The sequence below is a fragment of the Cohnella kolymensis genome, from assembly GCF_000829465.1.
GTDB classification, from domain to species: Bacteria; Bacillota; Bacilli; order Paenibacillales; family Paenibacillaceae; genus Cohnella; species Cohnella kolymensis.
Genome location: NZ_JXAL01000024.1, coordinates 172,970 through 186,881, shown reverse-complemented (window position 1 = coordinate 186,881; position 13,912 = coordinate 172,970). Strand labels below are relative to the sequence as shown.

The window sequence follows — 13,912 nt, the reverse complement described above, 5'->3', positions numbered from 1 at the left end:
CTTTCGCTCCAATTCGTGTTAGAATTAGCGCATATCAGTTCCGCCAAGAATGATATGTGCGCGAAAAGTCGACTCTTCCGGAGTTGGCTTTTCTTCTTTTCCAAGATGCTTTTCCGACAACTCCCGACCGGCGAGTAAATGAAATTCCCGTTTAGCGAGATTCATTTTTGCCCACAATATCAGCCACCGTTGAACATCGTATTTCCTTCCTTGTGCCACCATTTCGCGGGCCATATCGTAGCAAGCATCGGCATACATCTGCATTTCATTTCCGTCGAGTTGGATCGTCCCTTTTGAGTTTTCCAACGGTCTGAACCTCCTTCTTCCTCTCTACACGAGCGGCGTTGATGTAGAATTCCAGACGTTGCTTTGGAGTGAGGTACTGCTGAACGTTGATTCTCATATGCTCACCGCCCATATGAAGATGATGATGGCCATTAATGCGGGGAGAACCAGTAACACCGCTAAGTAATCTTCTAAAGTACCGCCGCTAAGCCACTCACGAATCTCCTGCAACCGCCCCGCCCCCGTTCTCCCTCTGAGGCTCATTCGGGAATCTACCTTTGATGTTCTTTGCGTAGAAGCTTCCGACAGATTTGGATGCCATCATTTCTTCGTATGTTTCAACTGGCACACCGTAATAGGAGTAGGTTGTGGTTTTTCCAAGAAACTGAATGATGAGAATGTTTTGAAAGTTGTTATAACCGACTGCTGCGATGTTGGATGATACGACTGGAGTGAGTTGCATTAGATGTAATCCTCCGGATCAAACGTCTCGATAAACATCAATGCTGCCACGTAATCCATTCGCTTGATGTGGATGTATTTGCTGGTTCCGAAGCGCTTTTTCAACTTGCTCCAGATCATTCGACGATACTTCCCGACAGCGATCTTGAATTTTTCGTCATCCTCTTTGTGACGGAACTTGGCGATTTCAATCGAACGATCAACAACAGCTTTATACACATCGTCCACTTCGCTTGGGAGCAGCCGGTTCGTGTCACGAAACTCTTTTTCGAACTGCGATATTTCATTCCGAGTATCGTGAACATCCTTCGCCAGGAAAACAATCTCTTCCCTTACTTCCTTAGTTTCATTGCTAACGGCAACAACCTGTTCAAGCATTGCTTTCATGGCTGCGAGTGTATCTTCCGAGTTCTGTATAGTCTTCTGAGCAAACTCGATAACATTTGAATCTTTCATACTTACACCTCCACGATATTAATTTTTGAATTCAGAACATCTCGTAGCGTCGCGCAGAATTCTTCGAGAGAGATAATGCTTTTTTCGAAATCCTTTTTCATGATGGGGTTGGTAGCAATTGCGCCTTGAAGAAAAATGGTCGGCGCTGCATCTTCAAGGAATTGTTTAATCTTGATCTGCATGTCGTAAATGCTGACTCGGCCCTCGATCTGCATCTTTTTCTCCTTGAATTCCAGGTCACTCAATTCTTTGTGCCTCTGATCTAACTCCTTCCGTTCATCCCGCATCTTCCGTACGTAGCCCTTTAGTTCTTCTATCTCGTCTTTAACTTTTTGAGGGACGATTTCTTTAACTTCCGGTTTTCGCGATTCAAGTTCACGGATCTGCCTGTCCTTTTCGCGGAGTTCTCGTTGCTTTTCGATCTCCATTTGCTCTTGGTGTTGCTCCAGTCGGTAAGAAACAGCCTCCTCCAGTTGATCCGCAGGAATAGCGTCCTTGAGCTGCTTTTCAAGTCGCCGCCTTTCCGCGTCGATTTGCTCAGCTCGCTCCTCGGCTTCACGCAATTCGGCCTTAACTTCTCGCAGTTCACGAACAGTCATCTCATCGATCATTTTGGTTTCGCCTGTAGACGGAATTGTGTGAGGCTGCTCTCTTTCTTCCGCCGGCATACTGGAGATTTCATATAAAGCGTTGATTCCCAAACCGAAACTCGGGATTCGATTTACTCCTACTGAAAACTCCTCATAAACCTTGATGAACTTGTTTGCGTGTTGTGGAGTAAAATCCACTTCATCCCTGCACCAACGCTCCCATTGACCATGAGCAAGATCGTTTTCTTTGACGTGCTTTAGTCGCTTTCCAATTTCAAACAATGACTGTCCGGCAACTTGTTTGTATGTATTGATCTCAGTTGTTATCTGAACCAGATCGTCAGACAAGGTAATTGCTGTTTCGCTCAATTGGATTCTCCTTTCCTGAGTTTTGATGACTCAATTAGTTGTAATAAGGCGTAAACGATGACCGCCGTCTTCTTTCCCGTCGAGTTAGAATTTCTCCGAAGTCCTCAAGGATAGCCGATGACACATAGGACAACCTGCTCTTGATCGCTTTACCCCGCCGTTTTCGCTTTTGCTTTGCATGATACGAATGCATCACTATGTAACTCATGGTGCGAACAGCTGCGCTGCGTTTCTTTTCCTTCTTAGTGATGCTTGCAGCTGACGGTGTATCCTGTAATTTAGAAGCCGGTGGTGCCGGTCTACGAAACCGGTTTCTGATCAAGGATCTTAACCATGCATAAAAGCTGAATTTCTGAACTGCTTGTGTCGACATATCCCTTTCTCCCTTCGCAATTTCGGGTTGATCCATTATTTGAAAATCTGAGCAAAGTGTCTGTCCAGAAACTCAGCCATCTTGACCGCCTGGAACGACCATGTTTGCCCTTTGGACTTTGGATAAAAAACGAATCCGCCTTGTTCTACGTCTAAAGTTTTTCGAAAGCGGGAAGGGTAAAGAATGTTCTCTTTAATCCACTCGCTTTTGCGGTTGATCCGTTGCTCCAAGTCTTTCATTGACCAATACACGCCGGACAGTTCTTGTTTTTTCAATTCCTCTAACTCCACCCTGCTGATCAGAACAGATCCAGCCGGAATAGGAATTGAGAGCTGTACGGTGAGTTGCTGCATTCTGTTTGTTCACTCCTTCCCATCGCCCACCCTAGAGGCATTGTGAGGCTCATTGTCTAATTAAATTAGACTCACTGTCAAAAAAAATTTCCTCCAACTCTCTTTTGACGACGCGCGAAAATTGCTTAGCAGTTCCAATAGTCATTTCCTCGGGGTTTCTCTCCCACTTCATGTAGGTCTGGACATGGACGCCAAGAGTATTGGCTACATCTTGTTGGGTCATTTCGGCCAACAGCCTCGCTTGCTTAATCGTCAATTTCACCGTTATTCAGCCTCCTTTCGACTCCATAATAATCTAATTAAATTAGAGTGTCAACACGATATTCTATTTTAATTTCACTTTTTATATTGAATAATTTCGATATTAGATATATAATCCAAAGCAAATAGAGTGTGAGGTGTGAAATGGGAATCAAGGAAAATATCAAAAGAATTAGGGATATGTATGGTTTAACACAACAAGACCTTGCCGACATCGCCGGCGTTACAAATAAAGCAGTATCTTCGTGGGAAAGTGGACTGGCCGAACCAAGAATGGGAGCAATCGAAAAAATGGCCGTCCGTTTTGGAATTAAGAAAAGCAACATCATAGAGGATGGGGGAATGGAAGAAATTCAAAAACCCACTACTCTGGCAGCTCATTTTGACGGAGAGGAATTTTCAGAGGAAGAAATGAAGGAGATTCTTAAATACGCCGAGTTTATCAAGTCACAACGAAAAGAAGGCTGATTATGCCACTGAAGAAAATGCTTGCTGAAGCAGAGTTTGCGAATGTTCCAGTGGTAGAACATCCCTTCAGCTCTCAACGTCTAAAAGGCTTATACGTGGATGGCGTAATCACAATTAACTCCTCCGTAGAACATACTACCGTCGAAAAAGCTTGTATCCTCGCCGAAGAATTGGGCCACCACTATACCACCATCGGGAACATCCTCAATCAAAATAATGTCGTCAACCGCAAGCAGGAACTCCGGGCAAGAAGCTGGGCTTACGAACGACTCGTCCCACTCAATGGGATCGTGGAGGCATCTTTGGCCGGTGTCAAAGGGAAACACGAGATCGCAGAATTCCTTGAAGTTACAGAGGACTTTTTAGTTGATGCCATAAATCGATATAAAGAAAAGTATGGTTTATACGTTATCGTTGATCGGTATGCAATTCATTTTGAGCCGCTATTTGTGCTGGAGATCTTTGAATAGCGCAAAATTCCCCTCTGCCGGCAGGCTAGCAACACTCATAAATAGGACATATGTTCGATGGGAGATGATGAAATGGCATCTTATCAAAAGCGCGGAAAGACATGGGAGTATTGTATTAGCCAGATGGTAAATGGCAAATCGAAACCGATCCGCAAAGGTGGATTCGCGACCAAAGGGGAAGCGAAAGCAGAAGCAACGGACATCGAGGCTGGCTTGCAGAAAGGTATCGTGCCGCATCTGAAACCTGAACCGTTCGACAAATACTTCGAGGAATGGCTCAAACTGTACAAGCCGCACATCGGTGGAAACACGAGGGAACGATACCTGAATACCCTAAATACGATCCGGGAGTATTTCCCTGGTGAAGCGATCCAGAACATCACCAAACGTAAATACCAGGCGTTTTTGAATTCCTACGGATCAACTAGAGCTAAAGGTACAGCAGGGAAACTTAACAGCCATATCCGTGCATGTGTACGTGATGCGATCGACGAGGGTATTATTAGAGTGGATTTCACACGTAAAGTAGTTTTGTCGGGTAGTGTTCCTGCAAAACGGCCTGAGGAGAAGCATCTAAATTATTTCGAAAGCAAACGACTGACCCAAGCTTTGGAGAAGCCTGTAGCTCTGTCCCATTACCTTATTCTGCTCGGGCTGACGTCCGGCCTACGTTTCGGCGAGCTTGTGGGACTTACACGGAAAGACTTTGATTTCAAGAAAAGCCAAATTAACATCGACAAAACATGGGGCTACACGAAGAAAATGCACCAAGGTTTCGGACCGACAAAGAATGAGCACTCAGTCCGAAAAATCAAGATGGATAAAACGACGATGAGCATTTTTAAGAACTACTTTGATTGCACTCCAGATAACATCCTCGGCTTGGTCTTTTATAGCCCGTCATCGAAGTACAAAGTGTTGTGCAACACGGCGGTGAATAAAGTGCTGAAGAAGATTCTTGGGAAACTCAACATCGACCCGATCAGCCCTCACGGACTTCGACACACGCATGCCAGTATTTTGTTGTATAAGAGAGCGTCAATCTATTATGTGTCCGAGCGGCTCGGTCATGGTGACATAGAGACTACATTGGCGTATTACGCCCACATCATTAAAGAGTTGAGAGAGCAAGACGAAACTATCTCAGCTAAAACGTTCGAGGAGTTGGTTGGATGATTTTACACATATTTTACACAAAGGATCACAGATATGTTGATTTATAACCGTTTTCGCGCTGATTTAGACGTCCTCCTGGGACGCCATTACTATGATTTCTTCCGTTAATCCCCGTTCTTATCAAGGGTTTGTCCTTGATCGGAACGGGGATTTTTTGTTTTTTCCTTGTCGCCATTGGGGTAATAAAGAACAACTCAAAAGGCAGACAAGGAGGCCTCGGTAATGACACGCAAACAAAAAGCGATCGGTTTCGGGAAGGCGATCTTCGCCCGTTTTCGCGACGATGACGTTCCTTCGCTTGGGGCGCAATTAACGTACTATTTGCTGCTGTCTTTTTTCCCTTTTCTCATTTTTCTCGTTAGTGTCGTCGGATGTCTGCAAATGAACTCGGATCGGGTGATCGGCGATCTCGTTATGCTGCTTCCTGCCGATACAGCCAAGAGTATCAGCACCGTGATCAACGAAGCGAGACAAAACCAGAGCGGCGCCCTGCTTTCCTTCGGGATGCTCGGAACGATCTGGCTGCTTCCAACGGAGTCAATGCCATTATTAAGGGGTTGAACAAAGCCTACGACGAGGAGGAGGACCGCCCTTTCTGGAAGGTGCGCGGCATCTCGATTATCGCTACTCTCGTGCTTGCGCTCGTTATTTGGGTCAGCATGCTTACGCTTGTATTCGGCAAAGTCATCGGAGAATATTTATTTCAATGGCTGCATTATCCGTCCGGTTTCCAATATATCTGGGGTATACTAAAAATTGCCGTTCCGGTTGCGGCGATGTTCGGCGTATTCTTGCTTCTTTACCGGCTGGCACCGAACCGTAAACTCGGATGGCGGGAGGTTATTCCGGGCTCCATCTTCACGACGCTCGGGTGGATCCTTTCTTCCGTACTGTTCTCCTTTTACGTGAATAATTTCAACAACTATACAAAAACTTATGGCAGCCTGGGCGGTATCATTGTGCTGCTGCTCTGGCTTTACCTGAGCTCCATCATCATAGTGCTCGGGGGCGAGATCAACGCCACCTTAGCATTCGACAAACAGGGCCAGCTCAAGAAAGCCTCAAAAACGTATGCCGTCCACATTCCCTGGATGAGAAAAAAAGCGCTCTAATGATGGCGGCACAACAAATCGGATCAGCGGAGGCCGGCAATGGGTGTTTGGTTGATATATGCGCTGCTCGCGGCAGTGACTGCGGCTTTTGTGGCGATATTCGGTAAAATCGGATTAAAGGAAATCGACGCCAACTCAGCCACCGCCATTCGTTCGGTGATCATGGCGCTATTCCTTCTCGGTGTAGTCGCCGTCCAAGGAAAAATGGGGCATTTGAGCGAGATCCTTGCGCAGAAACGGGCGATGACGTTCATCGTGCTGACCGGGGTCTCCGGCGCGCTTTCGTGGTTGTTTTATTTTCTGGCGCTTAAATACGGTAAGGTGTCGCAAGTAGCTCCGATTGATAAGCTGAGCGTCGTCATTGCGGTCGTTCTAGCTTTCTACTTTCTCGGTGAGAAAATTTCGTGGATTAACGGGATCGGCGTATTTTTGATTGCGGCCGGCGCAATCCTGGTGGCGATCAAATAAAAAAATGGGATGCGCGGGGGGCCGACCCCTGCTGGCATCCCAATTTTTATTTGGCCTCCGTGTTCAAGTGTCTGTCCAGTGCGTCTGAGATACCATCATACGCCAGTATTTCAGCTGCAAGTTCCGCTTGATCCTCGGCTGTGCCGATCGCGTTTCCGCTAATGTCTTCAAATGCGGTGTGCATACTGTTGTCGTACCAGTCCAATTCGTAGTCTGCGTTGTTGGCCAACACTTGAACCAGCGAATATCCGCCGCCCTCGGAGGCTCTGCTGAAATACGCCAGCAGCCGCGGATTTTGAGGATGAGCGGTCATGACTTCCACTTCCGCCAAAGCCTGCCCTCCGCGTTCCGCTACCTTTCGAAAATGTGCGCTTACAACACCAGCCATCGCTCTCATCTCCACCCGATCGTTTTAATGCAATATATTCATCTCTTCGATATGCTTTTTCGTTTCTGCGGTGCCCAGCTTGTGCAGCATGGTGTAAATTTTTTTAATATCCGCATCGTATTCCGTATGATCCGGTCTGTCGCTGACCGTCGGCCAGCCGCTGACGCTGAACGTCGAATCCTCATCAACGTCCGCCGTTCTTTCGAACAACTCTTGCAGGATACGCAGCTCTTGATCATTTGCCTCAATGGAAAACTCGAAAGCTGCTGCCTCTTTATCCTCTAGAACTTGCCTCGCGCCGACCGCTACATAATACGTCTTTCTATCATTGCCGGAAACATGAGTTTCGTTCATTTCGGCCTTAGGACTCCCTTCCGCACCGGATGCGCTCGATTGCTTTATTTTCCCGCCGGACATACATTTTATGCCCTTTTTCGCATATCCATCTTATGATTGGTCTTTACGTGCGAGGAGGCTTGAGAGACCATGTGTGGAATAACAGGATGGATTGACTGGAACAAGGATTTGACGAAACACGCGGATACGATCATGAAAATGACGGAAACGCTGGAGCTGAGAGGGCCCGACGCAGAAGGCACTTGGCTGTCGCGTCACTGTGCGTTCGGCCATCGCCGGTTGTCTGTCATGGATCCTGCGAACGGGGCTCAACCGATGATTCGTCCTGTCAAAACAGGTGAACGTCATGATTGTGTCATCGTCTATAACGGTGAAATTTACAATGCCCCTGAGCTTCGCAAAGAATTGGAAGGACTCGGCTACCGCTTTCGCACGACTTGCGATACGGAAGTTTTGCTGCAAGCTTATGTTGAATGGGGACCGGCCTGCGTCGACAAGCTGAACGGCATCTTCGCTTTTGCGGTATGGCAGACCGATGAGGAAAAACTGTTTATCGCCAGGGATCGGCTGGGCGTCAAGCCTCTCTTCTATCGGCGGGAGGAAGGCAGACTCCTCTTCGGCTCGGAGCCTAAAGCGATTCTAGGGCATCCGGAAGTCCCGTCCGAAGTGGATGCGGAGGGGCTGGCAGAATTGTTCATCATTGGCCCAGCGAGAACACCGGGTCACGGGGTTTGGCGGGATATGCACGAACTGAAGCCGGGCCACTGTCTGATGTACGACCGCGATGGAATGAAGATTTCCGCGTACTGGCAGCTTCAGAGCGGGGAACACGACCACGATGAACAACAAACGGCGGATCATATTCGCGCTTTGCTGATCGACACATTAAACCGGCAATTGATGTCCGACGTCCCGGTCTGTACGCTGCTTTCCGGAGGATTGGATTCCAGCGCGTTGACCGCCCTTGCTGTCAGTTACTACGAACAGACCGGACAAGGCAAGGTCGAAACCTTCTCGGTAGATTACGTCGATAACGATAAAAATTTTCTCGCCCACGACTTTCAGCCGAATTCCGATGCACCTTGGATTACGAGAATGAGCAGCCATTTGTCCACTGTCCACCATTCGGTACAATTTGACACTCCCGAGCTGGTCGACGCTTTGGAGGCTGCTGTTATTGCGAAAGATATGCCGGGAATGGCGGACATCGACGCATCCCTCTATCTGTTCTGCCGGGAAATTAAAAAGAAAGCTACCGTTGCGATTTCCGGCGAGGCTGCCGACGAGATATTCGGAGGTATCCGTGGTTCCATCGTGAAGAGGCGCTTAGTGCGGATACGTTCCCGTGGTCGCTCGCCGCCAATATGCGGGCCGGGCTGCTTTCGGCGGAGCTGCGTGACAAACTTCGTCCTCAGGAGTATTTGGCCGACCGCTACAGTCAGGCCATTGCGGAAGTGCCGGGATTGAAAGGCGAAGACGAGGCCCGGCGGCGGATGAGGATCATGTCATACTTGAACATTACTCGATTCATGCCTACTCTGCTTGACCGCAAAGACCGGATGAGTATGGCCGTAGGATTGGAGGTTCGTGTACCTTATTGCGATCACCGGCTGGTCGAATATGTATGGAATATTCCGTGGGAAATAAAAACGGCCGGCAACCGGGAAAAAGGGATTCTGCGGAAAGCGCTCGAAGGGATTCTGCCGTATGATGTGCTGTACCGGAAAAAGAGTCCTTATCCGAAGACTCATAATCCGAACTATTTGGCGTCTGTTCGGGACCGGCTGCTCCAGCGGCTGGACGATCCGGACAGTCCGCTGCTGCCGCTGGTTGATGCGAAGCGCATACGGGATCTGGCCGCCAGTACGAACGCCGGCTCCCACCTGCCTTGGTTCGGACAGCTGATGTCCGGCCCGCAATTATTTGCCTACTTGCTGCAAATGGACTTCTGGCTGCGCCAGTACAAGGTGAAGATTGTTTTGTGAAATAGAAAAGCGGTTGAACAGGCGTTTGTTTGCCGTGTCAGCCGCTTTTCGCTCAGGCGAGTTTGCCTGTTTAAGGCAGGTTGGTGGATTTACAGCATGGCGCGCAGGATGGGGAACGAAATGCTGTTCCAGCAGCTGTGCATGGAGAACATCGAAACGTTCCAGAAGTACGGTGTGAAGAGAATCGTGACCGCCGACCCGCACGCTTACAATACATTGAAGAATGAGTATCCCGAGTTCGGCCTGGAGGAGGTGGAAGTCCTTCACCACACCGAGCTGCTCGATCAGCTGATCAAGCAAGGGAAGCTGACGCCGAAGCATGCGGTTAACGAGCGTATTACTTATCATGATTCCTGCTATCTGGGTCGTTACAACAATGTATATGACCAGCCGCGCGATGTTTTGCGGGCCATTCAGGGCGTCGAGCTCGTCGAAATGGAACGCAGCCGTGAGAACGGGATGTGCTGCGGGGCCGGCGGCGGGATGATGTGGATGGAAGAAACGTCGGGCAAACGTGTCAACGTCGCCCGTACGGAGCAAGCGCTGCTCACGAATCCGACGATGATCAGCAGCGCATGTCCTTTCTGTCTCACCATGATGGAAGACGGCACCAAAATGAAAGAAGTCGACGACAGGGTAAAAGCGCGGGATATCGCGGAGATTCTCGAACAAGCGGTATTCGGCGATTCCAAATTATCTGAACAATTGACCGTACAGGAGGTATGAGGCAAATGGCAGCAAAAATCACCAAAGCCGCTGTAATCGGATCGGGGGTCATGGGCGCCAGCATCGCAGCCCATCTGGCCAACGTGGGTATTCCCAGCCTGCTGCTGGACATCGTTCCGGCAAGCTTGACGCCGGAAGAGACAGCGAAGGGACTTACTTTGGAGCATCCGGCGGTGCGCAATCGGCTCGCGACCGGAGCGCTCAGCAGATTGTCCAAGATCAAACCTGCTCCGCTTTATGACGAGGCCTTTGTCAGCCGGATCACGCCGGGCAATATCGAAGACGACCTCCACAAAATTAAAGATGTGGACTGGGTGATCGAGGTTGTCGTGGAGAACCTCCAAGTGAAACAAGAGCTTCACCGGAAAATCGAAAGTCATTGGAAGCCTGGCATTATCGTAACCTCGAATACATCCGGAATCTCGATCAATGCCATGGTCGAAGGCTGCGGAGAAGAGTTCAAGCGCCATTTTCTCGGTACGCACTTCTTCAACCCGCCTCGTTACATGAAATTGATGGAGATCATTCCGGGAGAAACGACAGATCCGGCGATCGTGAAGCAAATTGCCGAATTCAGTGAAAAGACGCTCGGCAAGGGCGTCGTAATCGCGAAGGACACGCCGAATTTCGTTGCCAACCGGATCGGTACGTATGGTCTTCTCGTTACGCTGCAGGCCATGGCGGCCAAAGGTTTCACCGTCGATGAGGTGGACGCGATAACGGGACCGGCGTTGGGGCGCCCGAGAAGCGCGACTTTCCGCACGCTGGATCTGGTCGGCCTCGATACTTTCGTGCATGTGGCGAATAACGTATTCGAGAAAGTGGAGGAGGGCGACGAGAAGGTTGTTTTTGAAGTTCCGCAAGTGATGAAGGACATGGTGTCCCGCGGGTGGATCGGCGAGAAATCCGGCCAAGGCTTCTATAAGAAAGTGAAAGGCGAGAAGGGCAGCGAGATCTTGTCTCTCGACCTTACGACAATGGAATACGTGAAGAGCAAGAAGCCTGCATCCGCTTCATTGGAGGCTGCGAAAGCCGCCAAAGGGGCGAAGGAAAAAACAAAAGCGCTGCTTGGCGCCAAGGACCGCTACTCGGAGCTTGCTTGGGATATTTTGAAGAAGGTGCTTGTATACTCGGCCGGCAAAGTCGGAGAGATTGCCGATTCGATACACGATATCGACCGCGCCATGAAATGGGGCTTTAACTGGGAGCTTGGACCGTTCGAGACGTGGGACGCCATTGGCCTGGTTAGAACCGCCGAACGGATGGAGTCCGAAGGAGAGACACTGCCGGATTGGGTGAAGGAATGGATTGCCGCGGGCAACCAATCTTTCTATCAAAAAACGAATGGAACGACTTTTTATCTTCACAAAGGACAATACACGGCAATTGAACAGCGTCCTGAAATCATCTCTTTGCGTAATCTGAAGGAACAGAATAAAGTCGTCCGCTCGAACAGCGGCGCAAGCCTGATTGATGTCGGCGACGGCGTCGTCTGCCTGGAGTTCCATTCGCCGAACAATGCGATCGGCGCTGATATTCTGACCATGATCCAGCAGAGCGTCGATGAGGTTCGCCAGAATTATGACGCATTGATCATCGCCAACGAAGGCCGGCACTTCTGCGTAGGAGCTAATCTCATGCTTCTGCTGATGGAAGCGCAGGACGGGGAGTGGGACGAGGTCGACAACATCATCCATATGTTCCAGCAATCCATGCTTAAGCTTAAACATTTCGAAAAGCCCGTTGTCGCCGCTCCTCACAGCATGACGTTAGGCGGAGGCGTTGAAGCGTGTATGCCGGCCGATCAGATCGTGGCGCACGCGGAGACGTATTACGGACTTGTAGAAGTTGGCGTCGGTTTAATACCGGCCGGCGGAGGATGTAAGGAAATTGCGCTCCGGGCAAGCCTCGCGAACCCGAATCCGGAAGTGGATTTGCAGCCGTATATCAACCAAATGTTCATGAATGTCGGTACTGCGAAGGTTTCAACAAGTGCGGAGGATGCGAGAAAGCTCGGTTACTTCCGGCCGCATGATCGTGTCGTCGCCAATCAGGATCACCTGGTGTATGAGGCCAAACAATCTGCGCTTGCCTTGGTTCGAGGCGGGTATCAACCGGCTCAGCAATCGAAAATCCGCGTCATCGGCGCAGACGGCAAAGCGGTATTGAAGCTTGGCGCTCAAGATATGAAATATGCAGGCTATATCAGCGATCACGATCTGTTGATTGCGAGTAAGCTGGCGCATGTCATGGCCGGAGGAGACTTGCCTGCCGGAACGATGGTTACCGAGCAATACATGCTGGATCTGGAGCGCGAGGCATTCCTCAGTCTCTGCGGCGAAGTCAAAACCCAGCAGCGTATGCAGCACATGCTTGCCAAAGGCAAAGCGCTGCGCAACTAAGCCAACTAATGAGAGGTGATCGAACATGAGAGAAGCAGTGATCGTTTCTATAGCACGTACCCCGGTCGGCCGGGCCAAGAAGGGAAGCTTCGTCCACACCCGGGCGGAGGATTTGGGAAAAACGGTGCTTGAGGCAGTGATCGATCGGGCTCCGGGTGTGAAGAAAGAGGACGTGGAGGATGTCATCATCGGATGCGCCATGCCGGAAGGGGAACAAGGTTTAAACTTCGCCAGAATCATGTCGATGTACGCCGGGTTTCCTTCCACTGTCCCTGCATTGACGGTTAACCGGTTCTGCTCATCCGGTCTGCAAGCGATCGCGTTCGCTGCGGAACGCATCATGGTTGGGGGCGCTGACGTTGTCATCGCAGGCGGTGTGGAAAGCATGAGCCACGTTCCGATGACGGGCTTCAAGCCTTCCCCGCATCCGACGATTGTCGACGAAATGCCGGACGTGTATATCGGAATGGGCCATACGGCTGAGAATGTGGCTGCGCGCTTCGGTGTTTCCCGCGAGGATCAGGACAGATTCGCGGCGTCCAGTCATGCCAAAGCCGCGAAAGCCATTGCGTCAGGGGCCTTCAACGATGAGACCGTACCTGTGAAGACGTCGCTGAGAGGATTCGGCGATAACGGTAAACCGTGGGAGAAACCTGTCACTGTCGAGACGGATGAAGGCGTAAGACCGGATACTTCGGTGGAAGGGCTTGGAAATCTGAAGCCTGCTTTCAAGATGGGCGGCACCGTCACGGCGGGCAACGCCTCGCAAATGAGCGACGGCGCGGCTGCAGCATTGGTTATGAGCAGGGAGAAAGCCGAAGAGCTGGGTCTCAAGCCGCTGGCAAGCTTTAAGTCGTTCGCGCTCGCAGGCGTCGATCCCGATATTATGGGCGTGGGCCCTGTGGAAGCGATCCCGAAAGCGCTGCAGCGCGCAGGACTTACGATTGAAGACGTGAAGCTGTTCGAAATTAACGAAGCGTTCGCTTCCCAGTGTCTGCACGTCATCCGGGAACTGAAGATTGACGAGAGCATCGTGAACGTGAACGGCGGCGCAATTGCCCTGGGCCATCCTCTCGGCTGTACGGGTACGAAGCTGACCGCCAGCCTGATCTATGAACTTCGCCGCCGCGGCGGCGGGCACGGTGTCGTCTCGATGTGCATCGGCGGCGGCATGGGCGCGGCAGGCGTATTCGAAGTTTATCCGGAATAAT

14 protein-coding genes and 3 pseudogenes are annotated in these 13,912 nt (G+C 50.3%); 9 read left to right on the top strand and 8 right to left on the bottom strand.

All coding sequences use genetic code 11. From position 1 onward, the window contains the following. Positions 1-24: 24 nt before the first annotated feature. From SD71_RS15970 to SD71_RS15945, 6 genes are all read right to left on the bottom strand, one after another. Positions 25-306, bottom strand: coding sequence for a hypothetical protein (locus tag SD71_RS15970; protein WP_041065169.1), 282 nt, complete (start codon positions 304-306; stop codon positions 25-27). A gap of 193 nt (positions 307-499) precedes the next feature. Beyond that, on the bottom strand, positions 500-748 hold the full coding sequence (locus tag SD71_RS15965; RefSeq protein WP_052476315.1) for a KTSC domain-containing protein: 249 nt from the start codon (positions 746-748) through the stop codon (positions 500-502). Beyond that, the gene (locus SD71_RS15960; RefSeq protein WP_052476314.1) at positions 748-1,203 is read right to left on the bottom strand and encodes an ORF6C domain-containing protein; all 456 of its coding nucleotides are present in this window, start codon (positions 1,201-1,203) and stop codon (positions 748-750) included. The genes SD71_RS15965 and SD71_RS15960 overlap by 1 nt, the downstream gene beginning before the upstream one ends. A 2-nt stretch (positions 1,204-1,205) precedes the next feature. After that, a complete protein-coding gene (locus SD71_RS22395) occupies positions 1,206-2,162 on the bottom strand; it encodes a DUF3102 domain-containing protein (protein WP_052476313.1) in 957 nt (318 codons plus the stop codon). A 408-nt stretch (positions 2,163-2,570) separates the two neighbouring features. Further along, positions 2,571-2,888: a DUF771 domain-containing protein gene (locus tag SD71_RS15950; RefSeq protein ID WP_041065165.1), complete on the bottom strand. Its 318-nt coding sequence runs from the start codon at positions 2,886-2,888 to the stop codon at positions 2,571-2,573. 49 nt (positions 2,889-2,937) lie between these two features. Beyond that, the gene (locus SD71_RS15945; RefSeq protein ID WP_041065162.1) at positions 2,938-3,150 is read right to left on the bottom strand and encodes a helix-turn-helix transcriptional regulator; all 213 of its coding nucleotides are present in this window, start codon (positions 3,148-3,150) and stop codon (positions 2,938-2,940) included. A gap of 143 nt (positions 3,151-3,293) precedes the next feature. Here SD71_RS15945 and SD71_RS23205 point away from each other — a divergent pair, with 143 nt between their 5' ends. The 5 genes and pseudogenes from SD71_RS23205 (at position 3,294) to SD71_RS15920 (ending at position 6,843) form a co-directional block, all read left to right on the top strand. Continuing rightward, positions 3,294-3,617 (top strand): helix-turn-helix transcriptional regulator, encoded by a 324-nt coding sequence (locus tag SD71_RS23205; RefSeq protein WP_082034284.1) that lies wholly within the window; start codon positions 3,294-3,296, stop codon positions 3,615-3,617. Between the two features lie 2 nt (positions 3,618-3,619). Next, positions 3,620-4,087, top strand: coding sequence for an ImmA/IrrE family metallo-endopeptidase (locus SD71_RS15935; RefSeq protein WP_041065159.1), 468 nt, complete (start codon positions 3,620-3,622; stop codon positions 4,085-4,087). Between the two features lie 72 nt (positions 4,088-4,159). Continuing rightward, positions 4,160-5,263, top strand: a complete 1,104-nt coding sequence (locus tag SD71_RS15930) for a tyrosine-type recombinase/integrase (RefSeq protein ID WP_041065156.1) — start codon at positions 4,160-4,162, stop codon at positions 5,261-5,263. A gap of 222 nt (positions 5,264-5,485) precedes the next feature. Next, positions 5,486-6,375: pseudogene (locus SD71_RS25995) on the top strand (YihY/virulence factor BrkB family protein). A 39-nt stretch (positions 6,376-6,414) separates the two neighbouring features. Beyond that, complete coding sequence (locus SD71_RS15920) at positions 6,415-6,843, top strand: EamA family transporter (protein ID WP_041065153.1); 429 nt, start codon at positions 6,415-6,417, stop codon at positions 6,841-6,843. 46 nt (positions 6,844-6,889) lie between these two features. Here SD71_RS15920 and SD71_RS15915 read toward each other — a convergent pair whose 3' ends face one another. Both SD71_RS15915 and SD71_RS15910 read right to left on the bottom strand, forming a co-directional pair. Continuing rightward, positions 6,890-7,231 carry a hypothetical protein gene (locus SD71_RS15915; protein ID WP_052476311.1) on the bottom strand — a complete coding sequence of 114 codons (342 nt, stop codon included), beginning with the start codon at positions 7,229-7,231 and terminating at the stop codon, positions 6,890-6,892. Between the two features lie 24 nt (positions 7,232-7,255). Then, entirely contained in the window at positions 7,256-7,585 is a 330-nt protein-coding gene (locus SD71_RS15910) for a hypothetical protein (protein ID WP_041065434.1), read from the bottom strand. Between the two features lie 132 nt (positions 7,586-7,717). Between SD71_RS15910 and asnB the strand changes: the two are divergent. The 4 genes and pseudogenes from asnB to SD71_RS15890 all read left to right on the top strand — a co-directional run bounded on the left by asnB (position 7,718) and on the right by SD71_RS15890 (position 13,911). Beyond that, a pseudogene (asnB, locus tag SD71_RS15905) lies at positions 7,718-9,573 on the top strand (asparagine synthase (glutamine-hydrolyzing)). Positions 9,574-9,675: 102 nt separating this feature from the next. Beyond that, positions 9,676-10,299 (top strand): annotated as a pseudogene (locus SD71_RS15900) ((Fe-S)-binding protein); the annotation flags it as partial. A gap of 5 nt (positions 10,300-10,304) precedes the next feature. Continuing rightward, positions 10,305-12,701: a 3-hydroxyacyl-CoA dehydrogenase/enoyl-CoA hydratase family protein gene (locus tag SD71_RS15895; protein ID WP_041061545.1), complete on the top strand. Its 2,397-nt coding sequence runs from the start codon at positions 10,305-10,307 to the stop codon at positions 12,699-12,701. A 25-nt stretch (positions 12,702-12,726) separates the two neighbouring features. After that, entirely contained in the window at positions 12,727-13,911 is a 1,185-nt protein-coding gene (locus SD71_RS15890) for an acetyl-CoA C-acyltransferase (protein WP_041061543.1), read from the top strand. The last annotated feature ends 1 nt before the right edge of the window (position 13,912 follow it).

What these genes read in the sequence shown, in the direction of transcription:
- SD71_RS15965 (WP_052476315.1), bottom strand. Translation starts at nt 748, where the DNA reads ATGCAACTCACTCCAGTCGTATCATCCAACATCGCAGCAGTCGGTTAT.
- SD71_RS15960 (WP_052476314.1), bottom strand. Translation starts at nt 1,203, where the DNA reads ATGAAAGATTCAAATGTTATCGAGTTTGCTCAGAAGACTATACAGAAC.
- SD71_RS15950 (WP_041065165.1), bottom strand. Translation starts at nt 2,888, where the DNA reads ATGCAGCAACTCACCGTACAGCTCTCAATTCCTATTCCGGCTGGATCT.
- SD71_RS23205 (WP_082034284.1), top strand. Translation starts at nt 3,294, where the DNA reads ATGGGAATCAAGGAAAATATCAAAAGAATTAGGGATATGTATGGTTTA.
- SD71_RS15935 (WP_041065159.1), top strand. Translation starts at nt 3,620, where the DNA reads ATGCCACTGAAGAAAATGCTTGCTGAAGCAGAGTTTGCGAATGTTCCA.
- SD71_RS15930 (WP_041065156.1), top strand. Translation starts at nt 4,160, where the DNA reads ATGGCATCTTATCAAAAGCGCGGAAAGACATGGGAGTATTGTATTAGC.
- SD71_RS15920 (WP_041065153.1), top strand. Translation starts at nt 6,415, where the DNA reads ATGGGTGTTTGGTTGATATATGCGCTGCTCGCGGCAGTGACTGCGGCT.
- SD71_RS15915 (WP_052476311.1), bottom strand. Translation starts at nt 7,231, where the DNA reads ATGGCTGGTGTTGTAAGCGCACATTTTCGAAAGGTAGCGGAACGCGGA.
- SD71_RS15910 (WP_041065434.1), bottom strand. Translation starts at nt 7,585, where the DNA reads ATGAACGAAACTCATGTTTCCGGCAATGATAGAAAGACGTATTATGTA.
- SD71_RS15895 (WP_041061545.1), top strand. Translation starts at nt 10,305, where the DNA reads ATGGCAGCAAAAATCACCAAAGCCGCTGTAATCGGATCGGGGGTCATG.
- SD71_RS15890 (WP_041061543.1), top strand. Translation starts at nt 12,727, where the DNA reads ATGAGAGAAGCAGTGATCGTTTCTATAGCACGTACCCCGGTCGGCCGG.